The organism is Alcanivorax sp. S6407, assembly GCF_023016115.1.
In the GTDB taxonomy this organism is placed as follows: Bacteria; Pseudomonadota; Gammaproteobacteria; order Pseudomonadales; family Alcanivoracaceae; genus Alcanivorax.
The window spans coordinates 574,830-601,062 of record NZ_JALKBH010000001.1 but is presented as its reverse complement, the minus strand read 5'-3'; the positions used below and the strand labels follow the sequence as shown (position 1 = coordinate 601,062).

At 56.3% G+C, this 26,233-nt stretch carries 27 protein-coding genes and 1 tRNA gene; 14 read left to right on the top strand and 14 right to left on the bottom strand.

What is annotated here, in order from left to right; translation table 11 throughout:
* Positions 1 to 30: 30 nt before the first annotated feature.
* Positions 31 to 672, bottom strand: a complete 642-nt coding sequence (locus tag MWU49_RS02680; RefSeq protein ID WP_246967753.1) for a class I SAM-dependent methyltransferase — start codon at positions 670 to 672, stop codon at positions 31 to 33.
* A 125-nt stretch (positions 673 to 797) separates the two neighbouring features.
* Between MWU49_RS02680 and MWU49_RS02675 the strand changes: the two genes are divergently transcribed.
* Positions 798 to 2,054: an AarF/ABC1/UbiB kinase family protein gene (locus MWU49_RS02675; protein ID WP_246967751.1), complete on the top strand. Its 1,257-nt coding sequence runs from the start codon at positions 798 to 800 to the stop codon at positions 2,052 to 2,054.
* A 222-nt stretch (positions 2,055 to 2,276) separates the two neighbouring features.
* Here MWU49_RS02675 and MWU49_RS02670 read toward each other — a convergent pair whose 3' ends face one another.
* The 3 genes from MWU49_RS02670 to rimO all read right to left on the bottom strand — a co-directional run bounded on the left by MWU49_RS02670 (position 2,277) and on the right by rimO (position 5,535).
* A complete protein-coding gene (locus MWU49_RS02670; protein ID WP_246967749.1) occupies positions 2,277 to 3,236 on the bottom strand; it encodes an alpha/beta fold hydrolase in 960 nt (319 codons plus the stop codon).
* Between the two features lie 106 nt (positions 3,237 to 3,342).
* A complete protein-coding gene (locus MWU49_RS02665; RefSeq protein WP_246967747.1) occupies positions 3,343 to 4,194 on the bottom strand; it encodes an EamA family transporter in 852 nt (283 codons plus the stop codon).
* 3 nt (positions 4,195 to 4,197) lie between these two features.
* Complete coding sequence (gene rimO / locus MWU49_RS02660) at positions 4,198 to 5,535, bottom strand: 30S ribosomal protein S12 methylthiotransferase RimO (RefSeq protein WP_246967744.1); 1,338 nt, start codon at positions 5,533 to 5,535, stop codon at positions 4,198 to 4,200.
* 165 nt (positions 5,536 to 5,700) lie between these two features.
* On the opposite strand from rimO, the gene thpR reads away from it, so the two are divergent.
* Together thpR and MWU49_RS02650 are read left to right on the top strand one after the other, a co-directional pair.
* Positions 5,701 to 6,210 carry an RNA 2',3'-cyclic phosphodiesterase gene (gene thpR, locus MWU49_RS02655; protein WP_246967740.1) on the top strand — a complete coding sequence of 170 codons (510 nt, stop codon included), beginning with the start codon at positions 5,701 to 5,703 and terminating at the stop codon, positions 6,208 to 6,210.
* A 58-nt stretch (positions 6,211 to 6,268) separates the two neighbouring features.
* The gene (locus MWU49_RS02650; protein ID WP_246967735.1) at positions 6,269 to 6,895 is read left to right on the top strand and encodes a YbhB/YbcL family Raf kinase inhibitor-like protein; all 627 of its coding nucleotides are present in this window, start codon (positions 6,269 to 6,271) and stop codon (positions 6,893 to 6,895) included.
* Between the two features lie 100 nt (positions 6,896 to 6,995).
* On the opposite strand, the gene MWU49_RS02645 is transcribed toward MWU49_RS02650, so the two are convergent.
* Positions 6,996 to 7,072: transfer RNA gene (locus MWU49_RS02645), tRNA-Pro, on the bottom strand.
* A 148-nt stretch (positions 7,073 to 7,220) separates the two neighbouring features.
* Between MWU49_RS02645 and MWU49_RS02640 the strand changes: the two genes are divergently transcribed.
* Positions 7,221 to 8,342 (top strand): methyltransferase, encoded by a 1,122-nt coding sequence (locus MWU49_RS02640; RefSeq protein ID WP_246967732.1) that lies wholly within the window; start codon positions 7,221 to 7,223, stop codon positions 8,340 to 8,342.
* A 297-nt stretch (positions 8,343 to 8,639) separates the two neighbouring features.
* On the opposite strand, the gene mtnC is transcribed toward MWU49_RS02640, so the two are convergent.
* The 5 genes from mtnC to MWU49_RS02615 all read right to left on the bottom strand — a co-directional run bounded on the left by mtnC (position 8,640) and on the right by MWU49_RS02615 (position 12,190).
* Positions 8,640 to 9,323 (bottom strand): acireductone synthase, encoded by a 684-nt coding sequence (mtnC, locus tag MWU49_RS02635; protein ID WP_246967727.1) that lies wholly within the window; start codon positions 9,321 to 9,323, stop codon positions 8,640 to 8,642.
* Between the two features lie 190 nt (positions 9,324 to 9,513).
* Positions 9,514 to 10,056, bottom strand: a complete 543-nt coding sequence (locus MWU49_RS02630) for a cupin domain-containing protein (RefSeq protein WP_246967724.1) — start codon at positions 10,054 to 10,056, stop codon at positions 9,514 to 9,516.
* A gap of 2 nt (positions 10,057 to 10,058) precedes the next feature.
* On the bottom strand, positions 10,059 to 10,694 hold the full coding sequence (locus tag MWU49_RS02625) for a methylthioribulose 1-phosphate dehydratase (protein ID WP_246967721.1): 636 nt from the start codon (positions 10,692 to 10,694) through the stop codon (positions 10,059 to 10,061).
* Between the two features lie 13 nt (positions 10,695 to 10,707).
* Positions 10,708 to 11,739, bottom strand: a complete 1,032-nt coding sequence (gene mtnA, locus MWU49_RS02620; RefSeq protein ID WP_246967718.1) for an S-methyl-5-thioribose-1-phosphate isomerase — start codon at positions 11,737 to 11,739, stop codon at positions 10,708 to 10,710.
* Entirely contained in the window at positions 11,729 to 12,190 is a 462-nt protein-coding gene (locus tag MWU49_RS02615; protein WP_246967716.1) for a PGPGW domain-containing protein, read from the bottom strand. Before MWU49_RS02615 ends, mtnA begins: the two co-directional genes overlap by 11 nt.
* A gap of 107 nt (positions 12,191 to 12,297) precedes the next feature.
* On the opposite strand from MWU49_RS02615, the gene MWU49_RS02610 reads away from it, so the two are divergent.
* Positions 12,298 to 12,771, top strand: a complete 474-nt coding sequence (locus MWU49_RS02610; protein ID WP_246967713.1) for a DUF2489 domain-containing protein — start codon at positions 12,298 to 12,300, stop codon at positions 12,769 to 12,771.
* On the opposite strand, the gene MWU49_RS02605 is transcribed toward MWU49_RS02610, so the two are convergent.
* On the bottom strand, positions 12,705 to 13,499 hold the full coding sequence (locus tag MWU49_RS02605) for a DUF3108 domain-containing protein (RefSeq protein WP_246967710.1): 795 nt from the start codon (positions 13,497 to 13,499) through the stop codon (positions 12,705 to 12,707). The genes MWU49_RS02610 and MWU49_RS02605 overlap by 67 nt on opposite strands.
* Positions 13,500 to 13,720: 221 nt before the next feature.
* On the opposite strand from MWU49_RS02605, the gene MWU49_RS02600 reads away from it, so the two are divergent.
* Complete coding sequence (locus tag MWU49_RS02600; protein WP_246967707.1) at positions 13,721 to 14,107, top strand: PilZ domain-containing protein; 387 nt, start codon at positions 13,721 to 13,723, stop codon at positions 14,105 to 14,107.
* A 184-nt stretch (positions 14,108 to 14,291) separates the two neighbouring features.
* Here MWU49_RS02600 and MWU49_RS02595 read toward each other — a convergent pair whose 3' ends face one another.
* Positions 14,292 to 14,900 carry a hypothetical protein gene (locus tag MWU49_RS02595; RefSeq protein ID WP_246967704.1) on the bottom strand — a complete coding sequence of 203 codons (609 nt, stop codon included), beginning with the start codon at positions 14,898 to 14,900 and terminating at the stop codon, positions 14,292 to 14,294.
* Here MWU49_RS02595 and MWU49_RS02590 point away from each other — a divergent pair.
* From MWU49_RS02590 to thrH, 4 genes are all read left to right on the top strand, one after another.
* A complete protein-coding gene (locus tag MWU49_RS02590) occupies positions 14,899 to 15,156 on the top strand; it encodes a hypothetical protein (protein ID WP_246967701.1) in 258 nt (85 codons plus the stop codon). The genes MWU49_RS02595 and MWU49_RS02590 overlap by 2 nt on opposite strands.
* Before the next feature lie 276 nt (positions 15,157 to 15,432).
* Positions 15,433 to 16,350, top strand: coding sequence for a 5'-nucleotidase (locus MWU49_RS02585; protein WP_246967698.1), 918 nt, complete (start codon positions 15,433 to 15,435; stop codon positions 16,348 to 16,350).
* Between the two features lie 90 nt (positions 16,351 to 16,440).
* Positions 16,441 to 17,415, top strand: coding sequence for an HTH-type transcriptional regulator CysB (gene cysB, locus MWU49_RS02580; RefSeq protein WP_246967695.1), 975 nt, complete (start codon positions 16,441 to 16,443; stop codon positions 17,413 to 17,415).
* A 468-nt stretch (positions 17,416 to 17,883) separates the two neighbouring features.
* On the top strand, positions 17,884 to 18,501 hold the full coding sequence (gene thrH, locus MWU49_RS02575; protein ID WP_246967691.1) for a bifunctional phosphoserine phosphatase/homoserine phosphotransferase ThrH: 618 nt from the start codon (positions 17,884 to 17,886) through the stop codon (positions 18,499 to 18,501).
* Between the two features lie 402 nt (positions 18,502 to 18,903).
* On the opposite strand, the gene MWU49_RS02570 is transcribed toward thrH, so the two are convergent.
* Both MWU49_RS02570 and MWU49_RS02565 read right to left on the bottom strand, forming a co-directional pair.
* Positions 18,904 to 19,383 (bottom strand): transposase, encoded by a 480-nt coding sequence (locus MWU49_RS02570; protein WP_246967689.1) that lies wholly within the window; start codon positions 19,381 to 19,383, stop codon positions 18,904 to 18,906.
* Positions 19,384 to 19,781: 398 nt separating this feature from the next.
* Positions 19,782 to 20,693 (bottom strand): anthranilate synthase component I family protein, encoded by a 912-nt coding sequence (locus tag MWU49_RS02565; RefSeq protein WP_246967687.1) that lies wholly within the window; start codon positions 20,691 to 20,693, stop codon positions 19,782 to 19,784.
* 513 nt (positions 20,694 to 21,206) lie between these two features.
* Here MWU49_RS02565 and MWU49_RS02560 point away from each other — a divergent pair.
* The 4 genes from MWU49_RS02560 (at position 21,207) to MWU49_RS02545 (ending at position 26,229) form a co-directional block, all read left to right on the top strand.
* Complete coding sequence (locus MWU49_RS02560) at positions 21,207 to 22,196, top strand: DUF6160 family protein (RefSeq protein WP_246967685.1); 990 nt, start codon at positions 21,207 to 21,209, stop codon at positions 22,194 to 22,196.
* Positions 22,197 to 22,269: 73 nt separating this feature from the next.
* A complete protein-coding gene (locus MWU49_RS02555) occupies positions 22,270 to 24,180 on the top strand; it encodes a sulfotransferase (RefSeq protein ID WP_348646685.1) in 1,911 nt (636 codons plus the stop codon).
* 174 nt (positions 24,181 to 24,354) lie between these two features.
* Positions 24,355 to 25,167 carry a C39 family peptidase gene (locus tag MWU49_RS02550; RefSeq protein WP_246967681.1) on the top strand — a complete coding sequence of 271 codons (813 nt, stop codon included), beginning with the start codon at positions 24,355 to 24,357 and terminating at the stop codon, positions 25,165 to 25,167.
* Positions 25,168 to 25,215: 48 nt separating this feature from the next.
* Entirely contained in the window at positions 25,216 to 26,229 is a 1,014-nt protein-coding gene (locus tag MWU49_RS02545; RefSeq protein WP_246967679.1) for a transporter, read from the top strand.
* Positions 26,230 to 26,233: the final 4 nt, after the last annotated feature.

Genomic DNA, 26,233 nt, shown 5'->3' with positions numbered 1-26,233 from the left:
GAAAACAACATGGTGGCGTTGGCGCCGATTTCAATTGTTGATGATGAGTAGATCGGCGCAGAGATTTTTGGGGGTCTTGGTGCGTCGTTCCACGACGCGCGAGTCCAGTCCGGCCTGTTCACATTTCTCCGCCAGGGCATAAAAGGGACTGCGGCCCGGATCAGCGATAATGATTTCCTGGACGCCGGCACGCAGGGCGCGGCGAATCAGGTTATAGAGTACCGGGGTGAGCTCATCCCAGAAGCAGATATCTGCACCGGCCATGATGTCCACCTTGCCCAGCATCTTCTGGGTGAGCTTCTCGAAGCGCAGGACTTTCTGTTCGATGTCGACCTTGTTGATCTGTGCATGCAGGTCCAGGTAGGGGAATACATCTTCATCGGCATCAACGGCGGTGACCTGGCAACCGAAGCGTTTGGCGGCAAAGACCGATAGCGGCCCCCAGCCACAGCCGATGTCCAGCAGGTGCTGGTCGGCAGTCATCTTCTGGCGGGTGAGATGATCCATGATCAGGAAACTGGAATTCCACACCTTGTTACCATGGATAGACGGGGTGTGGTTGGCCCGTTTGAGGCGCCGGATTTCCTTGTGGCCGGAGCGCAACAGGGTAATGCCACGGGTGCGAATGGTATGTGGCTCTCCAGCCCTTATAACTACCCCTGATGCTGACATAATTGCTCACTGCCTTGTAAAGCATGAAACAGTACGGTCAAGGCCGGTGCGATTCAAGTCCGGAAAGCGAATTGACGGTTATGCATAATGGGTTTTGCTGCGCCATGCGGGTGGATTGAACAAGAATGCTAAAAGAAAGTGTTATCGGCCTCACCGGGCTTGCGGCTGGAAGGAGTCGCTATCTGCGAGCCATGGCGGCTATGAGCCAGCTGGCAGCACTTTATGCGGCCGGCTCTCTGGGTGACCTGCAGGCAACCCATCAGCGTGGTGCCCGTATTCTTACCCGGCTGTGCCGCCGCAACGGGGGCTTCTGGGTCAAGGCGGCGCAGTTTTTCAGCTGCCGACCGGATGTGTTGCCGCGGGAGTATATCGAGGCCTTTCAGGAGCTGCAGAACGATGCCCAGCCTGTGCCATTTTCTGCTGTGGCAAAGGTGCTTTCCCGTGCCTGGGGAAAGGATTGGCGCGAGCAGTTTGTTTGGGTGCAGGAGCAGCCGGTCGCGGTGGCGTCCATTGCCCAGGTGCATCGTGCCAGAATGAAAGATGGCAGAGAAGTGGCTATCAAGGTGCGACTTCCCAAAGTGAAAAGACTGTTCGAGCAGGATGCCCGTGTGTTTCGTGCCCTCTCGGCGTTGGCTGCACCACGATTCCGGGAATTCGATCTGCGCCAGGCCTTCGAACAGCTGCTGACCATGACCGCCATCGAACTTGATTTCCGTAATGAAGCGGCCAACATGCGTCGCTTTTCCCGGCTCCAGCATCATCCGCGCATCCGTATCCCTGAACTGGTCGAGCCCTTGTGTAACGAGCGTATCCTGGTTACCAGCTGGGAAGGAGAAACCCGCTTGCGTGACTATCTCGATGAGCACCGTGACCAGGCCGCGGATCTTCTCGGTGTATTGCTGACCAGCTACCTGCAGCAAGTTACTCGCTTCGGGGTATATCAGGCTGACCCGCATCCCGGTAATTTCCTGGTCAATAGCGAGGGTCAGGTGGTGATTCTCGATTTTGGCGCCATCGGCATTCTCACCCCTGATGAGGTACGTCGTTATTCCCGGCTGCTGTATGGCTTGATGGGTTTTGAAGGCGCGGTGGATATCGGCGAGCTCTTTGTCCAGGCCGGGTTCCGCGGCGGCTCACCTGAAACGCTAAAGGCGCTGGCCTTGTTTGTGCTGACCGATCGTATGCGGCAGCAGGGGCCGGTGGCGGCCATGGGCGAATTGATGGAGCGATTCCGTGAAGAGCGTATTTCCATTCCGGATTCCTATATCGGCATTTCCCGGGTGCTGATTACGCTGGGGGGATTCCTGATGAGCTACGATGTTCCCTTTGACTGGACCCCTCCGGAGCAGCGGCCGCTGGTAGCGTCAGCTCCTGCAGACTAATTAAGGATAATAGGGGGGTAGACGGGGAGCCTGGATTGGCGAGCGAAACGGAATGTCGATCTTGATGTAGGAACGTAGCGGAGCGAAGTAACGGCCGAAGGGTTAGCGAAGCGAATAACTTGCCTGCAAACGACCGCTTCTTCCTCAATGAAGACGCACTTCGCGCGCAGGCATACCCCCAAGGATATAAGCACCTACACAATCGGTTACTGTCCTGCCAGATTACTGGTAACCGGTTTCGAGCCAGAAGGTGCGGAACAGGTCGGCGGTCTTGTCCGGTGCCTCGGCCATGGGAACATGGCCGATGTCGTCGAGAATTGCAGAACGGGCATTCGGTAGCTCTTCCAGAAACACTTTCACATTATCCAGTCCCAGCAAGCGATCTTTTTGTCCCCAGACCACCAGTGCCGGCGTGCTGATACCTGCGAGTTTCCCGGTGCCTTCCAGGTTCATCCCGGGGTCGCTGCCCAGTTGTTCGAATATGGTGTGTGCCACGGCGGAATTATCTGCCTTCTTCTGCCCCATGATGTCGATAAAGAACTCGGGCATGTAGGGCGGCTTTTCCATGGCCCATTCCAGCGTGGTAGTGAAGTCGTCTGCAGTGCGCGGGATCAACGGATTGGTTTCAGTATCGTCCATCAAGGCACGAAACTCCGGGGTCTGGCGAGTCAGTCCGGCGGAATCGATCAGTCCCATGGACATGACACGTTGAGGAGCCCGTCGGGCCAGGTCAAGGGTAATGGCTCCTCCCATGGAGTTACCGGCGGCATGAAATGTGCTGATGTCCAGTGCATCCATCAGCTTGAGCAAGCGCAGGGACTGAGCCGCCATGCGATAATTGAGCGTAATGTCCCGGGTGGTTTGACCATGGCCGGGCAGGTCAGGAACCACAAAATAAAAATCATCCTTGAGCTCGCTGACAAAACGCAACCAGTTGCCCGCATCACCACCAAAACCATGAATCAGCAGCACCACCGGCTTGTCGATCTCTCCTTCGGACCGGAGTACGTGCCACTCGATACCATCTTCGGTCTGTAATTGCTGAGCCGTTAAACCGGCGCGGGATTTTTCCAGATCCAGGCCCATGTCGTAGACCCGCATGGCGGCGTCATCACAACCGGAAAGTAACGCAAGCAAAATGAAAACAAAGGGCGCCAGGGACGTGCGCGGCAAGAACTTCATGTGCAGTACTCGATCCATAAGTGTGTGCAACATTCTTGTGTACGGGGGGTGTATCGTCAGCAGTACAGCCACAAGGCAATGTTGTCTGACTAATCAGCCAACAACATTACCCTGATTTCGCCCTTAGATTCCACACCCCGGCGGCAACAATCAACAGAGTGCCCAGTACCGTGGTGATCACCAGGGTTTCTCCCCAGAATAACCAGCCCAGCAGGGCCGCCCAGACCACCGCAGAATAGTTATAGACGCCCACCTGACCGGGGCTGGCCATCTGATAGGCATTGGTAAGGGCAAACTGGCCACCGGTTGCTACCAGCCCAATGCCCATGAGCCACAGGTAGTCACTGCCTGCGGGAACGGTGGTTACCCATAAGAGGGGAAGGGCGGAGAACAGTGTGGCAAAAAGGGCAAAATAGAACACCACACGGGGGGCCGGCTCGCTGACCGCCATGCGACGGATGCTTACCTTGGCCACACTCATGATGGCGGCACCGGCCAGCGCCACCCACATGACCGGATCGATGTTGCCGCTGTCGGCGCGCATGATGATGGCCACACCGACAAAGCCCACCAGAATCGCAATCCAGGTACGGGTGCGGATGGTTTCCTTGAGCCATAACCAGCCAACCACCGGCAGGAAGAAGGGAACCGTCATTTTCACCAGTACGGCTTCAGCAAGGGCAATATGGCCAATGGTGTAGAAGAAGCAGAACATGGCGGAGACGCCGGTAAAGGCGCGGATCAGATGCAAATGCAGGTTGCGGGTCTTTAGCTGACCAAAGCCGCCGCGATGCATGATGATGGGTAACAGGAACATAAGCCCGAACAGATTACGGGCAAACACGATCACCTCGGTGTCGAGGTGATCGGAAAGCGTCTTGATCATGGCGGCCATGACCGCCAGCAGGCCTTCACCCAGTACCAGCAGCAAGGCCCCTTTGAGAGGCTGGTCGTTCACGCCTTAGACGTTACCCGGTACCGGGGTGCCCCACAGGTCATGCTCGTCAGCATGTTCGATGGTGACTTGCAGACGCTGTCCCGGTTTCAGGTCGGTTTCGCCATTCAGGTACACCAGACCATCGATTTCCGGGGCGTCGGCCTTGGAGCGGGCAATGGCGCCTTCCTCGTCCACTTCGTCCACCAGCACTTCCAGGGTCTTGCCAATCTTCTTCTGCAGCTTGTCGGCGCTGATACGGGCCTGCACATTCATGAATCGTTCGCGGCGCTCTTCAGCAATATCCGGATCCACCGGGTCGGGCAGGGCGTTGGCCGGTGCACCGTCCACCGGTGAGTAGGTGAAACAGCCAACCCGGTCCAGCTGCGCTTCTTCCAGCCAGTCCAGCAGCATTTCGAAATCATCATCGGTCTCCCCCGGGAAGCCGGTGATAAAGGTGCTGCGCAGGGTGATGTCCGGGCAGATCTCACGCCAGCGTTTGATCCGCTCCAGGGTGTTTTCAGAATGGGCAGGGCGCTTCATGTTTTTCAGTACCGACGGGCTGGCATGCTGAAAGGGAATATCCAGGTAGGGCAGGATGTGGCCTTCGGCCATCATCGGGATGATGTCGTCCACGTGGGGGTAAGGGTACACGTAGTGCAGGCGAACCCAGGCCCCCATCTGACCCAGAGCCTGACACATTTCCAGCATGCGGGTTTTCACCGGCATACCCTGCCAGAAACCGGTCTGGTACTTTCGATCAACTCCATAGGCGCTGGTGTCCTGACTGATTACCAGCAATTCCTGCACTCCGGCCTTGACCAGACGATCAGCCTCATCGAGCACGTCGCCAATAGGGCGTGAGTCCAGCTTGCCGCGCATGGACGGGATGATGCAGAAACTGCACTTGTGGTTACAGCCTTCTGAGATCTTCAAATAAGCATAGTGGCGCGGGGTCAGCTTGATCCCCTGGGGCGGTACCAGATCCAGGAAGGGGTCATGGTTCTGGCTGGGCGGGATCACTTCGTGAACCGCACTGACCACCTGCTCGTACTGCTGGGGACCGCTTACCGAGAGGACCGAGGGGTGTACCTTGCGAATGGTATCCTCTTCCACGCCCATGCAGCCGGTGACAATTACCTTGCCGTTCTCATTCAGGGCCTCACCAATGGCGTCCAGCGATTCTGCCTTGGCATCATCAATGAAGCCGCAGGTATTCACTACCACCACGTCAGCATCGTCATAGCTGGGGCTGACCTCGTAGCCTTCGGTGCGCAGCTGGGTGAGAATGCGTTCAGAGTCCACCAGTGCCTTGGGGCATCCCAGGCTGATGAAACCGACTTTACCGGACTTGTTGTCGGACATAATGCACCTCGAGTTTGGCTGGCGTTGTCGCTGGCGGGCAGGGTGTAGGTAGTGGGGGCGCAATTCTACCGATCTCGCTGCCGTGAAGCCATGCTTGCGTGCGGTCCCGGTTGGCCGCAGGGCATGGACAGGCCTGTATGACTATGGAATCGCAAGGAGAGCGCCATGCGCTGCTTTATCGGGGTGCCGGTCACTGGTGATCTGGCCAATGACTGTGTCACTCTGGCATCGGGGTACCCAGGGGCCGCACCGGTTGCCAATTTGCATATGACGTTGTCGTTTCTTGGTGAGTGCAGTGCCGAACTGATCCGGGCGTTACATGAGCCGCTAGACACCCTGGCGTCATCCTTTTCACCCTTCACCGTGACGCTGCCCCGATGTGAGCCTTTCCCCGGGCAAAACGGACCTTTCCTGGCGTTAACCGGGCAGAGCCCGGCGCCACTTCAGGTATTGCAGCAAAACATGACGGAACAACTCCTCCGCTTGGGTATCAAGCTTGAGGACAGGCCGTTTCGTCCGCACATCACGCTGGCAAAACCCCGGGCATCGGTTCCCGCGCTAACAGGTAGCTGGGCACTGCCTGTTCGGGGTTTCTGGCTTTACCAAAGCCAGCCAGGGGACGATGGCAGGCCAATTTATACTTCTTTGGCGCGATTCCCGTTTTTCTGTCCTTGAAAATGGCAACGTTAGCCTGTGTCATGTGTGCATTCATCCCGATAACAGGAGCCTTGTCATGCAGCTAGTCAGCAACAGCCTGACCGATCAGCAGCCCGTCGGCGCGAAATATGTGTTTGCGGTCATCGATCCGGAAAATCATGTTGCCCTGTCCGATAACCTCAATCCGCACCTGGCCTGGTCCGGCGCGCCGGAGGGGACGCGCTCTTTTGCCGTGGTCGTCCATGACCCTGATGTGCCCAGTGCCGGTGATGATGTGAACCAGGAGGGCAGGGAGGTGCCTGACACACTGCTGCGTGTCGATTTCTACCATTGGACCCTGTTTGATATTCCTGCCACCCAGAACAGTGTGGAGGAGGGCGCCTATTGCAGCGGTATCACCCCCCGCGGCAAGGAAGGTCCCGATGCGGGTAACGGCCTGCGCCATGGCAAGAATGACTACACCGGCTGGTTTGCTGGTGATGCGGATATGGAAGGGGATTACTTCGGCTACGATGGCCCGTGCCCGCCCTGGAACGACAGCATCATCCACCGCTATGTCTTTACCGTGTATGCGCTTGATGTAGAGACGTTGCCGACAGGGGATGATTTCAGCGGCGCGGCCCTGGCCGAGATCATCAAGGCCCACGCTCTGGACTCCGCCAGCCTGACCGGTACCTATACCCTGAACCCCAGACTGGTATAGATCCATGGTCTCATGTTTGGCGTGCTGCATGTTGCGTGAAGCGTGATGCAGCCGCGAAGCGCCATAAAAAAAGGCCGCTCATTTGAGCGGCCTTTTTAATTGGTCGGAATAGCAGGATTCGAACCTGCGACCCCTACGTCCCGAACGTAGTGCTCTACCAGGCTGAGCTATATTCCGGATCTTGTGCTGGCGCATTCTAGCAGCGAATTTTCAAATTGCCATACCTAAATACCACCATGACGCCTGTTTGCGCATAATATGGCCAACTGCCTCGACAAAAGGCAGAATGCGCCTCCCTTCAAGCTGGATTGCCCGAGCCACCGCAATGCATGAACTGACCCACCCCTGGGGAACTCTGACCCTGTATCGTTGGCCGCGACGGCGTAATGAGACCCTTCAGGCCTGGGATAATGCTGATCGCTACCTGCTCAATACCCTGGCAGAGCGTGCTCAACAGCCTGGTCAGACCCTGGTGATCAATGACTCCCATGGCGCCTTGTCTCTGGCAGTAGCGCAATGTGGTGAGGGCGGTGTGGTGGCCAGCGGTGATTCCTGGCTGGCTATGGACAATATCCAGCGTAATGCCGGGATCAACGAATTAACCCCGGTGAACTATTGCTGGCCGGATGAAGATCTGCCCAGCGCAGCGGATCGCGTCTTGATGCGGGTGCCCAAGTCCCTGGCATTGTTGGAGGCCCAGCTGAGCTGGCTGAGTGCTCAGCTCGCTGAAGGGGTGCCAGTCTGGCTCAGTGGCATGGACAAGCATCTGCCGCGGCAATTGGTGTCGCTGCTGGAAAAATATCTGGGCAATGGTCAGGCGGAGTATGGCTGGAAAAAGGCCCGTCTGTTCAGCGCAACCGCACCAGGCAAGGTGCTGGCGGTGGCGCCATACCCCAGCAAGGTGGAAAGCCCGACAGGGTCGCTGGTGGTTCATGCCGGCGTGTTTTCCCAGCAGCAGCTGGATATTGGCGCGCGTTTCTTTCTGGATCACCTCCCGGATCACTTGCCCCGGGAGCCGCGCATCGCGGATCTGGGCTGCGGGAACGGGGTTATTGGTCTGGCCGTTCTACAGCAGCACCCTGATGCCCATGTCACTTTCTGTGATGAGTCCTGGTTGGCCCTGAAAAGCGCCCGGGAGAATGTGGCGGCGTGTTTCCCTGAGGCCAAAGTGGTCTTCCATCATGGCGATGGCCTGTTGGGCCTGGAAGGTGGCTTTGACTGTATTCTGCTCAATCCGCCGTTCCACGAGGGCCATACCGTGGGAGATCACGTGGCCCGCCGTCTGTTCCGCCAGGCCAGCAAGCAGCTCAACGAGGGTGGGGAGCTGAGGGTGATTGGCAATCAGCATCTGGGCTATCACAAGCAACTTGGCAGACTGTTTGGGCAGGTCGAGGTGGTGGGGAGTAACCGGAAGTTTGTGGTGCTTTCCTGCCGCGAGCCGAAATAATGTCAGCTATCAGCTATCAGCTATCAGCTATCAGCTACGAGAGAAAGATGACCCACATTCAAAACTGCCGTAGGAGCCTGCCTGCAGGCGATCCGAGCCCCGCGAGGTAAGGATTCCAGAAGCAAATTTCGAAAGGCAAAACGCGCAGCATGGTACCCGGTTTGGTTTTGATCTTCGAAACTCGCTTCTCGCAACTCGAACCTTTTATCTCGCTTTGGCTCGGATCGCCTGCAGGCTGGCTCCTACAGGTGCACGGTTCGCACCTACTGAGGAGCTACCAAAGTCGGTATTCCTTTATTACAGGCTGGCAGGATCAATCTCGTCGAAACGGGTGACCACGTTGTGTTTGCTCTCTCCCTGGCTGCCTTCACGGTCCAGGCGGATGGTGTGGTAACCAGCCTCGGCAGCTGCGTCCAGCTCAGCTTCTATATCGGACAGGAACAGCAACTGATCAGCAGGCAGGCCGATGGCGGCCTGAATGTTTCGATAGCTCTGCGTTTCCTGCTTGTGGCCAGATGTGGTGTCGAAATAGTCACTGAACAGGCCTGTCAGATCACCGCCATCGCTGAAGCCGAAGAACAACTTCTGCGCCGCGATGGATCCAGAAGAGTAGACGTAAAGATCCAGACCTTGCTGTTGCCACTGCTTCAGGGCGTTGGCGGTGTCCGGGTACAGGTGGGCAGTGTAATCACCACTCTGATAACCCTGTTTCCAGATCATCCCCTGCAGGGCTTTCAGCGGAGTGGCCTTGCGGTCCTCAGCGATCCACTGCTGGAACACTGCATTGGCGGCTTCCGGTGTGGGCAGTGGCTGTCCGCATTCTTGTTCCGCGGCCGCAATCTGGGCGCGCACACTGTCATCGCCCCAATTCGTGCGCAGAAAGGTGGGGAACGCCTTGGCGGCATAGGGGAACAGCACTTCCTTCACAAAGGAAATGCTGCTGGTGGTGCCCTCGATGTCGGTGACGATTGCCTTGATCATGGTGCTATCCGTAATTGCGCTTCAGTGGGTGGTAAGGCACGGGAATGCCAGAAGCGAGGTACGAGTTTCGAGTTGCGAAAACCTGAAACCCTATTCCTTCAAGCTGTTGCAGGATTTGCTCTTCGTAACTCGTAACTCGTAACTCGCTTCGGTTTCTCCATCGCCTGCAGGCAGGCTCCTGCGGAGGGCGTTAGTCCAGACGCGAGAAGTGGGTGGCAATGTCGCTGCCGGTAAAGTTTGCTACCCAACCTTCGGTATTGTTGAACAGACGAATGGCAACGAAACGCGGCTGGGAACCCATGTCGAACCAGTGCGGCGTGTTGGCCGGGACGCTGATCAGGTCCCCCTTTGAGCACAGCACTTCATAGACCTTGTCATCGATGTGCAGGGTGAACAGGCCTTTGCCTTCCACAAAGAAACGGACTTCGTCTTCGCTGTGGCGATGCTCATCCAGGAACTTCTGGCGGAAGGCATCTTTTTCCGGGTGGTCCGGGACCATGCTGACCACGTCCACGGTCTGGTACCCTTCGTTTTCCATCAGCCGATCAATGTCCGCCCGATAGGCAGAAATGACTTCTTCCTGGCTGGGCTGCTCGGAAAGGGGGGCCGAGGCTTGCCATTGTTCATAGCGAACGCCGGCGTCTGCCAGTACCTTCGCTATGGCCGTCTTGTCCGTCAGGTGCTGGTCCGGGGTGTCAGGGGTGTCGGCCCGGAAAACTTTCATTTCGCTCATGATCACACTCCACTCAGGCGTCGACGATCCAGCTCGATGGCGAGCAGGACTTCCAGCGCTTCAAGTTGTCGGTAACAGGTTGGCAGATCCGCCGCCCAGGTATACAGGCCATGGCCGCGGATCAGATAGGCATGGCTGACATTGCCCTGTGCCATGGCTTGGTCAACCTGATCGGCGAGGGCGGCGATATCCTGGGTGTTGTTGAACACCGGAATCACCAGACGGCTTTCATGGGTGCTGATGCCGTCCAGGGCTTTCAGCAATTCATAACCTTCCAGGGTGATGGTATTGGCCGGCCAGTGCATGGTCAGCACAGTGCTGGCGTGGCTATGGGTGTGCAGTACCGCTCCCACATCGGAGTAGCGACGGTATAGCTGGGTATGCAGCAGTGTTTCGGCTGAGGGCTTGCCGGTGCTGGCGGCTTGCCCTTGCATGTCCACGGCCATGATGTCCGTTTCCCGCAGCATTCCCTTGTCCTTGCCGGACTGGGTAACGGCGGCGTATTGCTCGTTGAGGCGCACGGAGTAGTTACTACTGGTGGCCGGAGACCAACCGTTACCATAAATACGCTGCCCAATGGCAGCCAGCGCACGGCTGGCTTCACGGAAATCGGCGGTGGAGTAGGGACGTTCGATCATGGGGTTCTCCACATCACTGCTCACGCAGATGGGCCAGTACCTTGTCAGTATCCGGTGAATCAATGACGCCACGTTCGGTGACGATGGCGGTGATCAGTTCGGCCGGGGTCACATCGAAAGCCGGGTTGTAAACCGACACCTGGCTGGGTGCAACCGGTTTGCCATGCACGTGGCGTACCTCGTCAGCATGGCGCTCCTCGATGACAATGTGTGAGCCGTCCGGCAGTGCCGGGTCCAAGGTGGAAACCGGAGCGGCGACGATGAAGGGGATGCCATGATGTTTTGCCAGTACCGCCAGATTGTAGGTGCCAATCTTGTTGGCTGCATCCCCGTTGGCGGTGATCCGGTCAGCCCCGACGATGACCGCCTGAATCTTGCTCTGGGCCATCAATTGGCCGGCAGTGCTGTCGGCGACAAGGGTCACAGGGATGCCGTCATTGCTCAGTTCCCAGCTGGTGAGGCGGCTGCCCTGCAGCCAGGGACGGGTTTCCCCCGCATAAACACCCTGCAGGCGCTTCTGCTCCCAGGCGGTACGAATGATGCCCAGTGCAGTGCCGTGGCCTCCTGTGGCCAGGGCGCCGGTGTTGCAATGGGTATAGACGGTGGCGTTGTCCGGCAGCAGGGCGGCACCGAATTCCCCCATGGCATGGTTGGCAGCAATATCTTCCTGATGAATGGCTTCCGCATCACGGAACAGGGCATTCACCAGAGCCGTGCCTTGTAGCTGGTCGCCAGTGCGTTGCAGTCGCTCCAGCGCCCAGAACAGGTTGACCGCAGTGGGACGACTGGCGGCCAGCGTGGCGATGGCGTCGGCCAGCTTTGACATGCTGGCACTGTCTCCCTGAGTAGCCGCTTCCAGTGCAAGGCCATAGGCGGCAGTGATGCCGATGGCAGGGGCGCCTCTGACCACCATGTCACGGATAGCCTGGGCCGCCTCCTTGCTGTTGTGCACCGGCATCCAGATCGTCTCGGCGGGGAGCAGGCGCTGATCCAGTAATTCCAGAAAGTCTTCATGCCAGCGTATGGCTGCGCTGTTAATCACCATGGTCGGGATCCTCGGCCGGGAATACATCATCAGGGTGTTGCAATGGCGGGCGGTGATATTTGCGGCGAATCCAGTTGGCGCCGCGATACACGCCAGGGCGGCGCATAATAGCGCGTTCAAGACGGTATTTCCCCGGAAATGTGCTGGTCATGATGGCAATCAGAATGGTCAGTAAACCCTGGCCGGGGAGCACCAGCATGATGATGCCGGCCACCAGCAGGATCAGCGCAACCAGGTTGCGCAGACACCACAACAGCCAGCCGAGCGGATGACGATGGGAAAGCGGGTGGTACTCGGCGGTGAAGTAGTCACTGGGCATGCGCGCGATAAAAAGGGGGATGGCCACCACTGAAGCAACAGCCATGACTACACCGGTAAGGGTCAGGGCTGGCAGCCAGGGCTCAAGCTGGTCAGCAACGGGAACAAGCCAGTCCGGTAGTGATGGCGTCAATTTGGCTCTCCGGGATGAACAGAACAGGTCTGACGGCTACAATGGTGTCCGCGCCTCGTTTTTTCAAACCTTATCTTGCCCATCATGGGTTCCCTCTCGGAGATGACATGAGTTTTGCCTGGCAGATCATTCTGGCGGCCCTGATCGGGCTGATTATCGGTACACTGCTGGGGTTGCTGGTGTGGCGCTTGTGGCTGCGTCGGCAACAGCGTCGGGCGCTGCAGGCACAACAGGGGGCTGTGCTCGATAGTCTGGAAGTGTTGTGCATGGCCATGGCGCAGCAGCAGATAGAACTCAGTGAGGCTTCCATTCGTATTAGTGCGTTGCTGGACACCTTGCCGGACACGATTTCACCCAAGGTGGATCTGTCAGATTTTCATCAGTTTGCGCAGACCTGCCAGCAGTTTGATCGTGGGGATTCCCGCAAAGTGCTTTCGCCGCGCCAGCGTCATCAGCAGGATAGCTACCGTTGGCAGCTGGAAGCAGATCATAAGGAGCGGCTGGAAGCTTGCGCTCAGCGGCTGGTCACCGTTTTACCCACCTGGCGTTCCGGGCTGGGTGTCTCTTCCTCGGTCAAATAGCGAAAATCTGTCAGTTCAATTCGGCCACGAATGAAGGGGTTTTCCTGATGATCCATGCGGATCATGAAGTAATCCAGCTCTCTGGCTGCCCAGAACCGGGAGCGCCGCCCGCGTTCTTCATAATCACGCTCCAGACCTGAAGCCTGCCATTCACCGGCGGGGGTTTTGATGAGTTCGCTTTCCAGGGCCCGGTAGTGATATTCATCCATGCCATCGGGTTCGGCCACGTGGAAGGCGAAGGCTGTGTCTGCTTTGGCCATGTTGCACCGTGACACCATGGCGACGCTCAGCGCATCCAGCGCATCGGCGACCAACGGATATTCCGCCTTGCTGCCTCTTGCCAGGCCGTTATCCCAGTCGAAAGCAATCTCGCCGCCACGATTGATTCCGAATCCGGCGCTTTCATGCCGATAGTGGTGGGGTTTGGCGACACAGTTATCCCAGTCGAACAGGGCGATTTCCTCGTGGCGAAACAGCCGGTTTTCCACTTTGAAATGCAGCCGGTAAGTGTCGGGCTCTCTGGTAAGCCGGATGGTGGCGTTGAGACCAAGGGGAATGCCATTCACTACAACCCGGTAGGACGCTTCCACTTCAGGAAGGGCGGCGGGGAAGGCCTTCACGGGTGCCTGATCGATCTTTGTTACGGTGTCAGCTGGTGCAGAGCTGCTGTGTGCCAGCAGCACGCTGAACAGCAGTGACAACAGTGCCTGACGGGTAATGGCAGTCACGTCCCTGTGATCCTGGTTCGAAAAAGTGGCCCGATCATACCATGAAGACAGGGACAGACCAGCGACACCGCCTGCACGCCAAACCGGTCATAATCCGCTGTCGGAGAAAGTCATGTGTGTTAATGTTTGTAACCCGGCATGAGGCAATGATCAGCCGAAATGAATGCCAAACAACGCCAGGAAGGCGTTGACTGAAAAGAAACAATCCGGACTGGAATATTATGGATAGCAGAGAATCCCGTGGGGCCAACCGGCGCAAGCTGGCCCGTATCAATACCCACATGCGCGTGGATGTGTTTCGCCACCGTTTGTTCGGCGGCTGGCGCTTTGTTACCCGGGCCAAAGCCCTTGATTACAACCGTTATGGTATTGGCGTGACCTCTCCCATGCGGCTCTCACCGGGAACGCACATTAAGGTCGATCTATATTCCACGGCCATGATCTTGCGCCAGGTAGATGCGGAGGTGGTGAGCTGCCAGCGGGCAGGGCAGGCCTATCGACTGGGGCTGAGAACCTACCAGACATTGAAGGAACTGGCGGGGGAATCGGAACAACACCAGATTCGCTATCTGGCAGGCATGGAAGAGCTGCTGCCCAATCAGGCATGAATACGCAGAATGCTGGACGCTTGATTCCAGACGCTGCCAGAGCACCAGAGTTGACTGAGGGTGATCCCCGACCTTGATGATGTGGGAGCGTAGCGAAGCGGAGTAACGCACGCAGAGCGGCCCACAAAAAAGCCCCGACCGGATGGTTGGGGCTTTTTTGTGGGCGCAGACTCAGTAGAGAGTCTTAGCTGTCGGCCTTGGGGGCCGGTGCTGCCGCGGGTGCCTTCTTGGCAGCAGCTTTCTTCTTTGCTGCGGCCTTTTTCTTGGCCGGGGCCTTCTTGGCAGCGGCTTTCTTCTTGGCCGGAGCCTTCTTCGCAGCTGCCTTCTTCTTGGCAGGCGCTTTCTTGGTAGCGGCCTTCTTCGGGGAAACCTTCTTCTCGATTTCCTTGGCACGCTTCTCCAGATCCTTCTCGTACTGACCGATTACGCGAGCCAGGCTGTGAGCCTGCTTGGCGGTGGCTTTCAGTACCTTGACCTCGGTTTCGAGAATGCGCTTGCGGGCCTGGGAGTCATCAACCTGGGAGCGGGCATCGTCGGCTGCCTTGCGGGCACGATCCAGCTGACGCTTCACGGTGGCCGTCGCTTTCTCGCGATATTCAGCCTGCAGGTTTTCCAGTTTGGTCAGGTATTCGCGACGACGTTCCATTTCCTTGTTGAGACGGTCACGAACTTTATCCAGCTGTTTTTCCAGCTGGCCGATTTGCTTCTCACGTTCCTTATCAAAGCGCTCAGCCAACTTGCGGATCTGCGCCTGAAGTTCCTCAACGGTATCTTTTACCTTGTTAGCAGCCATGGACGACTCCCTTTCCCCTTCGGATGGTATGAAACAGCTTGGCGTGACGCTGCGAACAGCGCTTGAACAACTCTATGCCACATATATGAACTGGACAACCATTGATCAGATTGTGTCGGACAGAATTGGCCAAAAGGCTTTGTTTTGGCTAAGACATCACTCGATCAAGAGGGCGATCAGCATTGAGCCGATTTCATCATCGATGCAATCAAGTGGGATGGACGCATTCTTGAATCGCAGCGTGAGTGAGCCATGAGTCACGGATAAAGGCGTTTGAAGTGCTGTGCAACGGCACCGAACCTGTGAGGTTGGCGGCTGCAACCGGGTCGACATGTTGGGACTCGGGAGAGGATTGTTTATCCCCTTATGCATTCATCGGCTTGAGTGTGTTGCTGTCGATGTGTCATGCACAACAGCAGACCCGGGCCAGCAAGCCTGTCTTGTCATGGCGGGTGAACCATGCGATGGATCGCATTGCGATTTGCCGCTGACGGCAGGATACTGGCCCAAACTGAAAGGGAAGAGATGACCCATGCCTGTGTCGTTTGACGGAAAACTGGTGGTAGCAATCAGCTCCCGCGCACTTTTCGATCTCTCCGACAGCCACAAGGTGTATCTGGAACAAGGCCTGGATGCGTTTCAGGATTACCAGATTGAACACGAAGAGGATGTGCTGAAACCGGGAGATGCCTTCCCGCTGGCAAAGAAGCTGCTGGCCATCAATGATCTGGCCGAAGGTGAGGGCAGGGTGGAAGTGATCCTGCTCTCGCGCAACAGTTCTGACACCGGACTACGAGTGTTCAATTCCATCGAGCATTATGGCCTGCCGATTACCCGGGCGGCGTTTGCCGGTGGTGAAAGTCCCCATCGTTATGTCTCTGCCTTTGGTGCCCACCTGTTTCTGTCCACGGATCCGGATGACGTTCGTCAGGTGTTGGAAGCCGGTTATGCGGCAGCGACCATCCTGTCCGGCGGTCAGTGTCAGCGGGAGGATGGTATCCTTCGGGTGGCCTTTGACGGGGACGCGGTACTGTTCTCCGATGAATCCGAGCAGATTTTCCAGAGCGACGGCCTGGCGGCATTCACTGAAAACGAGAAGCGCGCCGCGCGGACACCGCTGGATGGCGGCCCCTTCAAGCCTTTCCTGGCCGCGCTGCACCAGCTTCAGAAAAGCTTCCCCCATGACCAGTGCCCCATACGCACTGCGCTGGTCACGGCCAGAAGTGCGCCAGCCCATGAGCGGGTTGTGCGTACCTTGCGCGAGTGGGACATCCGGCTTGATGAAAGTCTCTTTCTCGGAGGGCTGCCGAAAGGGGACTTTCTGCGCGCCTTCGGGGCAGACATGTTCTTTGATGATCAGCAGGGGCACTGCGAGTCTGCGGCCGAACATGTGGCGGCCGGGCACGTCCCCCATGGCATATCCAATGTGGCTTCGGGTGGTGGGCAGTAATTCAGCAGGCATGGGGCGTTACGTTTCTATGCTTTTGCTGCATAATTACTTATATTCTTATAACCACCCCCACAGCGTGCGGAGGCAAGGATGAAGTTGCAGCAATTACGCTACATATGGGAAGTGGCGAGACATGATCTCAATGTGTCGGCTACAGCTGCCGCGCTCTATACCTCTCAGCCGGGCATCAGCAAGCAGATTCGCATGCTGGAAGATGAGCTTGGAGTGGAAGTCTTTGCCCGTAGCGGCAAGCACCTGACCCACATCACACCAGCCGGTCAGGCGATCCTGCGCATCGCCGGGGAAATCCTCCAGCAGACCGAGTCCATTCGTCGGGTGGCCCAGGAATTCCGCGATGAGTCCAGAGGTGAGCTGAGCATCGCCACCACCCATACCCAGGCTCGCTATGCCTTGCCACCGGTAATCAATCAATTCACCCAGCGTTTTCCGGATGTGTCCCTGCACATGCATCAGGGAACGCCCATGCAGATCTCCGAGATGGCCGCCAACGGCAGTGTGGATTTCGCCATCGCCACCGAGGCCCTGGATCTGTTCTCTGACCTGATCATGATGCCTTGCTACCGCTGGAACCGGACCGTGGTGGTGCCGGAAGGGCATCCGCTTACCGAGGTGAAGCCACTCACCCTGGAGGCACTGGCTGAGTTTCCGCTGGTGACCTACGTGTTCGGTTTCACCGGGCGCAGCAAGCTGGATGATGCCTTCACAGACAAGGGGCTGGATCCGAAAGTGGTGTTCACCGCTGCCGACGCTGATGTGATCAAAACCTACGTAAAACTGGGCATGGGGGTAGGGATCATCGCCCACATGGCGGTGGATCCGGTTGAAGACAAGGGCCTGGTGGCACTGGATGCGGGGCACCTGTTCGAACCCAGCACCACCCGTATCGGTTTCCGCAAGGGCACCTTCCTGCGCGGTTTCATGTTTGACTTCCTGCAGGCCTTTGCGCCGCATCTCACCCACGACCGGGTGGAAGCGGCCATCAAGGCCAGCAACCGCGAAGAGCGCGAAGCCCTGTTTGCGGATATTGAACTGCCGATTCGTTGAAACTGGTTCTACCGCTGGGGCCATAGCGTTCACTGGATAAAACCGGATTCTCGGGGTTTTGGCGGGTTGGTGGGAGGAGAACAGTGTCCCCGTATTAATTCGGCTCAGGGGTCGCAGGATGCCTGACGAAAAGATAACAACAGTAGGTGCGCCATGCGCTTGTGCTTCCTCTACGCGTTATAGCGATCAGGTCCGGCTGCTCTGATTTGGTTACCATTGCGCTTTTCAGCGGCGCACGTCCTTTCTGGCCAGGATTTGCCCTGCTGAAGGCGTTCTTCTTCAGCATCAGGCATCAGGCGTCGAGCGTCTGGCGTAGAGTCGGGAAAGTTCTCCCTCCAGCCAGTTGAGGGTTTTCCTCAGATCACGCTGTGATCTCTGTGGTAACCCCTGTCTTGAGCCCTTGCCAATTGATTTCTACAGGCCCCGCGGCTACATTGTGCGCGCCTGATCAACCCATAGGGGAATACCGTGGAATTGCTGTGTCTCGACCTGGAAGGGGTCCTGATCCCGGAAATCTGGATCAATTTTGCCGAAAAAACCGGAATCGAAGAACTCCGTGCCACCACCCGGGACATCCCGGACTACGATGAACTGATGCAGATGCGTCTGCGTATCCTGGACGAGAAAGGCTACGGTCTGCCCGACATCCAGGAAGTCATCGATACTCTGGATCCGCTGGACGGCGCCAGGGAATTTGTGGACTGGGCCCGTGAGCACTTTCAGTTGATCATCCTCTCCGACACCTTCTACGAGTTCGCCAAGCCGCTGATGAAGAAGCTGGGCTGGCCGACCCTGTTCTGCCACCGTCTGGAAGTGGACGAGAAGGGCAAGATCACCGACTACAAGCTGCGCCAGAAAGACCCAAAGCGTATGTCCATCAAGGGCTTCCACAGCCTGAACTACCATTGCATCGCGGCGGGTGATTCCTATAACGACACCACCATGCTGTCCGAAGCAGAGCAGGGCATCCTGTTTCACGCTCCCGACAATGTGATTGCCGAATTCCCGCAGTTCCCGGCGGTACACAGCTACGAAGACCTGAAAAAGGAAATCGTCAAGGCCAGCCCGCGGGATATTCCGTTGTAAGAGACGCTGCACGCATCACGCATCACGCAACACCGCGGGGAAGTGTCGATGCCCGCGGAAAATGAAAAAGCCGCGCCCATATTGGGATGCGGCTTTTTTGTGAGCCGCACTGCGGCCGTTGCTGTGTCCTGGGGAGATCTGTGCTCGCCATGGGTATGCTAGCCAGAGAAGGGTTTTTCCCACCACATCAAAAGCTTCCCTTGCAAGCAAGGTCCCACAACTGCACCTCAACCTAAGGGATCCCCCCTGTGGGAGCTTGCTTGCAAGCGAAAGGGGATTCTGCCACCACATGAAAAATTTCCCTTGCAAGAAAGGTCTCACAATTGCACCTCAACCTAAGGGAGCTCCCACTGTGGGAGTTTGCTTGCAAACGAAGGTTTCCCCTTCCAGTCACTCCATGCCCTACAGAACATCACCATCGCCCACCCAGGTACAGTCCCAGTGGGGATAATCCCTGACATTCAGAACAAGCCCGGCCCGCAATGGATTCGCCACTATATATCGAGCGATGTTGGTAAGACTTTCCTCATCCCTGACGGCATGGTCATGAAAGCCAAACTGCCAGACCTGCTGCTTCGACGAATCTGACTGCCTTATTTCACGGGTAACCTGAGATTTCACTCTTTGTACAACACGGGAGAGGCTGTCCTTTTCCCTCAAGTGGAAAAGCCAATGGAGGTGGTCGGGCATGATGACAAAGGCATAGGTCGAGGAAAAACCCTGCGTGTCGCTATGGCGGATGGCGTTTACTGCGATACGGGCATAGTTGAAGGATAGAAATATAGGTGCGCGATCATGGCATGCGGTGGTGACAAGGTAGCTGTTATTGGCAGCACTGAAGCAGCCATGTCGAAGGGCTTTGCTCTGGTAACGTGATTTCATTGCCCAAGCATGGCGCAGAAAATGGGATCGATCTTGAGGTCAGCTCTTTAAAAGCTGTAAGCCATATGTGCATATCCTGTAGGCGTTTGTCTCAAGGTCGGTCTATACCAACCTTGAGGCCCAAAACTTCGTTTGCAAGCAAACTCCCACAGGGGGTGATCCCTTTGGTTGAGGTGCAGTTGTGGGACCTTGCTTACAAGGGAAGCCTTTAGCCCGTGGTGATGCAGAAGCCCTTCATTTGTAAGCATACCCTGACGAGCACAGAGAGCTCCCACAAAGGAGGGGTAGATGGGTTGGAGAGCTTTGTGGGAGTTTGCTTGCAAACGAAGGTTTTCCGGACCGGCCAGATGGCCCCGACGGAAGATAGTCCGGTGAAGGTAGCCCGAAGAATGTGTTTGTTAGTCTTTGGCCAGAAACCGGCTTTCCAACGCCCCCATCAGCTTCTCTACCTTGAAGCGGCTCTCTTCATATTCCGATTCCGGATCCGAATCGAACACGATCCCGCCGCCACCGTGGCAATAGAGTTTGTCACCATCCGTTTGCAGGGTACGGATCAGGATGTTGCTGTCCAGGTTGCCCTGGTTGTCCACCCAGAAGAAGCTCCCGCAGTAGGCGCCACGGGGTGCCGGCTCCAGTTCTGCGATGATTTCCATGGCACGTTTCTTGGGGGCGCCGGTAATCGAGCCACCCGGAAAGGCCTGGAGCAGGGCTTCCAGTGGGGAGATATCATCACGCAGTTCACCCTCAACCGTACTCACCAAGTGCTGCACATTACTGAAGCGGCGTAGTTCGAACAGTGGATCTGCCTTGACGGAACCAGGTTTGCACACGGCCCCCAGATCATTACGCAGCAGATCCACGATCATCAGGTTCTCGGCACGATCCTTGGGGTTGTTCTGCAGTTCTTCCCCTATTTGGTTGTCCTCTTCACGGGACTTTCCTCGCGGGCGTGAGCCCTTGATTGGCTCCGTAATAACCTGCCGCCCTTTAATAGACAGAAACCGCTCAGGAGATACGCCGAAAACCTGGCTGTCACCGGCATCAAAGTAACAGCTATGCGGGGCGGGATGATCGGCCTGTAATCCCAGCCAGGCCGTCAGCGGGTCCCCGCTGTAAGAAGCAGAAAAACGTTGTGCCAGATTTACCTGGTAACAATCACCATCAGCCAGGTACTGCTTGATACGGCCAAGGCTGGAAAGGTAGTCCGCCTTGCGGATATCCGGGGCAAAGGGCGAATCAAGCTGGAACGGCGCCAGATTCTGGCCACCCTGATAAGGAATGGGGGCATGGTCATAGAGGTGAACGACCATGGTGGACGCTTTATGCGGCAGGAGCCTGTTCATCTCATAAGGCACAAGCCCTGTGACAAAGCTGCAATCGCTGGCGAGACGGTGTTTGATATCTTCAAGCAGGGCAGGGATATCCTCAGGACGCTTGATGCAAAGCGTCTCCATCGGCTTTTGCAGCGAAACAATATGCCCGTGTAGGGAAAAAAGGCAGCTTGGAGTCATGTTTTGGCGTCTATGTTTGGGGCGCCAGTGTAACCGTTACAGTAAATCTTCCCAACCGTGTTACGGCAGGTAACATTCAGAACATGATTCAGGGTTGATTGCAATGATACTAATGGGTGTATTTGTTTCGCTGCACTCTCAGGATCAACAAAATCAATGGGTTGGAAACTGTTTCTCTATGCATTCTTTTTGTAACTGCAGCATTGGCTTTTGTAACTGTTGTGTTAACGTACAAGTGTGCTCTGCGAAGACTAGGGCGCACCCAATAAGGATTAGAAAAAATTACACGTTGTGCACACGAGGAGAATAACAATGGGTTTCAAGAAACTCGCACTCGCCGCCGCAGTCGCTGCTGCTCCCATGAGCGCTCTGGCTCTCGAGCCGATGCAGGATGAAGCTCTGTCCGGCGTAACCGGTCAGGACGGTATCACCATCGCACTGGATGCAAACATCGTGGCTAATCTGATTATCCATGATACTGATGGTATTGCTGGATTTGCGGACACTACCACTACCACTACCACTACAAATACCTACAACTATACAACTACAGGTGGCGGTACAGTTATTGGGGGTACTACTCTACCGGGTACTGCAACCAGTGTTACTACCAACGTTAACACCAATACCAATGTGAACCCTATTACCAACACCAACTATAACAACGCTGGTGCTTTGGTGATGAGCGGTTTTGGTATTACTACTCCGGGTGAAATCGTCCTGAAAATTGATGCGGGTGATAGCGCTACTTCTGGCACTGAACCAACGCTGAATGTGAACGTTGCCATCCCGACTGGTACTGTGGTGAACTTGGGTTCACTGGATGTGGCCAACAGTAACCGTGAGGGTGCTGCCACCGATAGCTGGGGCACGGATGATACCGCCCGTGTAAATGGCGTTCTCAATCTCGGCTCCATGACCTTGGGCGCAACTACCATGAACATCCAGTTGGCCAACGAGCCACAGGGTGACATGATTGCCTTGAACACTACTATTTCTAACGGTATCAGCCTGAGCAATTTCTCCATTAACGATGCGGGTGGTTCCGTCAATGGCGGTAGCATTAGTGTGGGAGAACTCAGTGTCATCAATACTGGCGATGCCACTGGTCTGTTGGTGGATGCGGGGATTAACGTCGCAGATAATGGTCTTGTGATTCGTGTTGATGAGCTGGGTAATGGTGGTGCTGATATTCGCATGAGTGATGTTGTTCTGGGTGACGCCACTCAGTCTGCTTTGGGTGATATTGAGCTGACTAATCTGCAGCTTGGTGGCACCACAGTGCGCATTGTTGGTCACTGATTTTTTTGCTATTTTCAAAAAACCCGGCTTCGGCCGGGTTTTTTGTTTTTGTTGAAATTTTAGAGGGAAACCGGTGGGTGCGCTAACGACCAAGTGGCTGGCAAGGGCCAGACAGGAAGAAAAAAAGAAAAACTGGCAGGCTGCTGCGGACAGTTACCAGAAGGTGCTGCGGAAGGAGGCCGGCAATTCCTGCGCGGTTCATGGGTTGGGACAGCTGCTGTTGCGAGCGAATCAGGCTGACAAGGCTGAATCCCTGTACGCACCGTTGTCGCAGTCTGGACAGCTGGATCACAAGCAGCGTTGCGGCTATGCCAGGGTTCTGATGGCTGTTGGTAAATTGCAGCAGGCGGCGGATCAGTTTCAGCGTGTTCTGGGGAGTGATGCAGAGAACCAGGAGGCTTGGCTGGGGCTTGGCGAGATTCTTGCCCAAACAGGGGATCATGAGACGGCGGCAAGTACATTCAGAAAGCTGTTAATGCTCGATAAAGAGAATGATTATTACGCTGCACTGCTTTCCAGGGAGTTGATTGCCTCATTGCATTATGGAAAGGCCAGAGCAGTAGTGAAGCGGCTTACAGCAAGGATGCCCGATAACCTTGCCATGAAGTTGGCCTACTCTGAGGTGCTTGCCAAGCTGGGGCAGGATCGCCTGGCAATCAATGTGCTGAAAAGCATAGAGATCAACAAGGAAAACTTTACCACAATTCATTTTCGGCTTGTTCATTCCTGTGCGAGTGTGGGCGATTCAGAAGGGCTCGCCGAGAGTCTGGAGAGATTGAGGGAGGCGGGTTCAATCCAGGCATTGCCCGTGATGGAGCAAAAGCAGCTGGAGCTTTTACGGTGTAAAAACCTCCTGCAGCAGGGCAAGAAAGATGAGGCAAGGGCGGCGCTTATGTCTCTTGTGGAGGGTGAGCCGTCACTTCCGGGGCCCTGGTATCAGCTGGCGGATTCCATGCCCGATCAGTTTGACGATGAGACACTTGCTGCAATGCAGGCATTGGCAGAAAAGGCATCGGATGCAGCCGTCAAAAGCCTTTTCTTGTTTGCGGTTGGCATGGTTCTGGAAAAACGAGGCGACAAGGCGGCTGAGGTGGCAGCCTACGAGCAGGCCAACGCGCTGGGGGAAGCGTTTAATCCCTATAACCCGGAAGCGGTGAAGGTGGGTACCGAGCGCTGCATCTCTGTCTATACTCGTGACTGGATTGAATCACGGCAAGGCATTGGTGATTCGTCTTTCCGGCCAGTGTTCATTCTTGGCATGCCGCGCTCTGGGACCACCCTTCTGGAGCAAGTGCTGGGGGCACACCCCCAGGTTGAGACCGCGGGGGAGTCCACCGTCATGGAGTGCGCCATCACTGAGCGGATGGAGGCGCTGGAGATCGAGAATCGCAATCAGTACATGAACGAGACACTGCATAATGACGAGATTGCCCGTCTGGCAGGCAGCTTTCGTGAGCTCATCGCCGAGGTGGCTGAAAGTGACACCCCGTTCATTGTCGAGAAAGGCATGAATAATCCCCGTGACGCGGGCCTGCTTAGTGTCATGTTCCCCAATGCTCGTTTTGTCTATATCCGGCGTCACCCCCTGGACGTGGCCTGGGGGTGTTTCAAGCAGAACTTTGCGACCCAGAACTTCAGTTTCAGCTATTTAGGGATTGCCAATCAGTTCTCTACCTTTCAGAGCCTGGTCAGGCATTGGCAAGAGGTGCTGCCACAGGGCTTGTTTGAGCTGAGTTATGAGGCGCTGGTGGGAGATATGCGCGGCACGGTTGAGGGTTTGCTCAAATATGTTGGGTTGCCCTGGGATGATGCCTGTCTTTCCTTTGACAAGCGCAATAAGGAGGTTGTAACTGCCAGCATGAATCAGATTCGGCAAGGGTTGTTTACCTCTGCGGTGGGGCGCTGGGAAAAATATGGCGATTTGCTGCTTCCCTTGAAGCATGAACTGGAGCGGGCGGGAGTGGATCTGAATTACCGGCCCTGAGTGGCCCGGTTCTCAGGTTCGCGAATGTATAATAGGGTGACGAGTAAAGAGCGGGGCTTGGCTGAAATGCCGGGCCTGGCCGTCAGAATAGGTTGTTGCCTCCCCCTTGTGACCTAGTTAACATGTGTCCTCATAGAAGAAACACACAATAACAATAACGCTGGATGCCATTACATGCTGACTTCCATGCTGGGCGTGGCGCTTATCTACTTTGCTGCCAATGAGTCTGTGGTGATCGAGCCTCCCGAGAAAGGGGAGATCTACTATGAGCACCCGACCAGCCCTGCACCCCTGAGAGACCGCGGTATCGTGGTCGAAAAGCCGGTTTCTGAGTTTCGCTACAAGAATGTGGTGCGGCAGGCGTATGACTATTCCTGTGGGTCGGCGGCGCTGACCACGGTGCTCAACCAGTATCTGGGGCGTCAGTTTCAGGAGCGGCAGATCATGGAAGGGCTGCTGCGTTTCGGGGAAACAGAGAAGATTGTGGAGCGGCGGGGCTTTTCCCTGTTGGACATGAAGCGCCTGGCCACGGCACTGGGGCACCCCAGTGGGGGGTTCCGGGCGGAGATGAAAGACATCCGTGAGCTGGATCACCCGGCAATCGTGCCGATTGCCTATGGGGGCTTCAAGCACTTTGTGGTGTTGAAAAAATACCAGGATGGCCACCTTTATGTGGCGGATCCGGCATTGGGGAATATCAGCTTTACCGAATCCAAGTTCCTGGAAATCTGGGACCAGAATGTCCTGTTTATCGTGTTTCCGAATGGTTTTGAGCCGCAAGACGGGCTTGAGCTGACCGATTACGACCTGCGTTTGCTGGATGAGCGAACCATCAATCGCTGGGCGTTTGAGGTGTTTCCGGTGTTTACCGCACCAATTGAAAACTGGGCGGACAAGGCCAGTACGCTGAGTCGTGTTCTGGTGACGGACGAAGATGGCACCGAGCGTGTCATCAATGTGCCGACCCGGACTTACTACCGTAAATAATAAATAGCCTGCAGTGGCAAATAACAAACAGAATAAAGGAAGGCTTGCATGAAGATGATGTCTGGGAAGGTGGCCGTTGCGGCTGCACTCTTGCTGGCGCAGCATGTTGCCTGGGCGGCAGACAATGTGGATGAAGCCCGTGAGGCGCTGCAGACCCAAGAGGATGACGTCACTCAGGAAAAGAACCTGGAAGAGGTTTTCCAGGCGGCGGAGAAGCAGTACTCCTTGCTTCCCAGCGGCCAGATGTCACTGAATTTCTCAGGCAACTACAGCTACTATCGTGATGATCGTATCGACATCGCCATCGATGAAGACACTGGTAATATCAGCCGTTTCCGCATCGAGCAGGATGCCCAGCATTCCTTTTCCTCTTCGCTCTCTCTGGACTACGGTATCTGGAACAACCTGACCTTCAACACCCGTTTGCCGGTCTCCTACAAGTACGATACCGAGAAAGATGTCTCCCAGGCAGCGCTGGGGGATGTGTCCTTTGGTTTGCGTTTTCAGCCGTTCCCGGTGAAGCCAGGGGCCATGAATACCACTCTCTACACCACCCTGAGCACCCCCACCGGTGACAGCCCCTATGAGCTGAACGTGCGTGAAGAAGTGTCCAGTGGTTCCGGGTATTACTCTCTGGGCGCCGGTCTGAGCGTGAGCAAGGTGATCGACCCGGTGGTGCTGTTCGGTTCCATGGGGTACACCATGGCGTTTGATGTGACTGGCCTGAACCAGGTCCGTGGCGGCCAGATTCTTGAAGAAGTCCATCCCGGTGACAGCCTGAATTTCTCCATGGGGCTGGCGTACTCCCTGTCTTATGAAGTCTCACTGAGTGCCAGCTACCAGCAGTCCTATAACTTCGCCACCGACTTCTTCTTTGAGGATTATGTGGCGTCTTCCGAGGACTCCACATCCAGCGTGGTCAACACCTCGCTGGGCTTGCGTACTGCGAGCAACCGTATCGTTAACCTCAGCTTCGGTTTTGGTCTGACCGAAGATTCTCCTGACGTGCTGCTTGGCATTTCCATGCCGATCGACTTCTCCGGCCTGAAGCCCGGTGCCTGAGCCG

Coding starts and splice junctions, on each gene's coding strand:
- MWU49_RS02680 (WP_246967753.1), bottom strand. CDS start 672: ATGTCAGCATCAGGGGTAGTTATAAGGGCTGGAGAGCCACATACCATT.
- MWU49_RS02675 (WP_246967751.1), top strand. CDS start 798: ATGCTAAAAGAAAGTGTTATCGGCCTCACCGGGCTTGCGGCTGGAAGG.
- MWU49_RS02670 (WP_246967749.1), bottom strand. CDS start 3,236: ATGAAGTTCTTGCCGCGCACGTCCCTGGCGCCCTTTGTTTTCATTTTG.
- rimO (WP_246967744.1), bottom strand. CDS start 5,535: ATGTCCGACAACAAGTCCGGTAAAGTCGGTTTCATCAGCCTGGGATGC.
- thpR (WP_246967740.1), top strand. CDS start 5,701: ATGCGCTGCTTTATCGGGGTGCCGGTCACTGGTGATCTGGCCAATGAC.
- MWU49_RS02650 (WP_246967735.1), top strand. CDS start 6,269: ATGCAGCTAGTCAGCAACAGCCTGACCGATCAGCAGCCCGTCGGCGCG.
- MWU49_RS02640 (WP_246967732.1), top strand. CDS start 7,221: ATGCATGAACTGACCCACCCCTGGGGAACTCTGACCCTGTATCGTTGG.
- mtnC (WP_246967727.1), bottom strand. CDS start 9,323: ATGATCAAGGCAATCGTCACCGACATCGAGGGCACCACCAGCAGCATT.
- MWU49_RS02630 (WP_246967724.1), bottom strand. CDS start 10,056: ATGAGCGAAATGAAAGTTTTCCGGGCCGACACCCCTGACACCCCGGAC.
- MWU49_RS02625 (WP_246967721.1), bottom strand. CDS start 10,694: ATGATCGAACGTCCCTACTCCACCGCCGATTTCCGTGAAGCCAGCCGT.
- mtnA (WP_246967718.1), bottom strand. CDS start 11,739: ATGGTGATTAACAGCGCAGCCATACGCTGGCATGAAGACTTTCTGGAA.
- MWU49_RS02610 (WP_246967713.1), top strand. CDS start 12,298: ATGAGTTTTGCCTGGCAGATCATTCTGGCGGCCCTGATCGGGCTGATT.
- MWU49_RS02600 (WP_246967707.1), top strand. CDS start 13,721: ATGGATAGCAGAGAATCCCGTGGGGCCAACCGGCGCAAGCTGGCCCGT.
- MWU49_RS02590 (WP_246967701.1), top strand. CDS start 14,899: ATGGACGACTCCCTTTCCCCTTCGGATGGTATGAAACAGCTTGGCGTG.
- MWU49_RS02595 (WP_246967704.1), bottom strand. CDS start 14,900: ATGGCTGCTAACAAGGTAAAAGATACCGTTGAGGAACTTCAGGCGCAG.
- MWU49_RS02585 (WP_246967698.1), top strand. CDS start 15,433: ATGCCTGTGTCGTTTGACGGAAAACTGGTGGTAGCAATCAGCTCCCGC.
- cysB (WP_246967695.1), top strand. CDS start 16,441: ATGAAGTTGCAGCAATTACGCTACATATGGGAAGTGGCGAGACATGAT.
- MWU49_RS02570 (WP_246967689.1), bottom strand. CDS start 19,383: ATGAAATCACGTTACCAGAGCAAAGCCCTTCGACATGGCTGCTTCAGT.
- MWU49_RS02565 (WP_246967687.1), bottom strand. CDS start 20,693: ATGGTCGTTCACCTCTATGACCATGCCCCCATTCCTTATCAGGGTGGC.
- MWU49_RS02560 (WP_246967685.1), top strand. CDS start 21,207: ATGGGTTTCAAGAAACTCGCACTCGCCGCCGCAGTCGCTGCTGCTCCC.
- MWU49_RS02550 (WP_246967681.1), top strand. CDS start 24,355: ATGCTGACTTCCATGCTGGGCGTGGCGCTTATCTACTTTGCTGCCAAT.
- MWU49_RS02545 (WP_246967679.1), top strand. CDS start 25,216: ATGAAGATGATGTCTGGGAAGGTGGCCGTTGCGGCTGCACTCTTGCTG.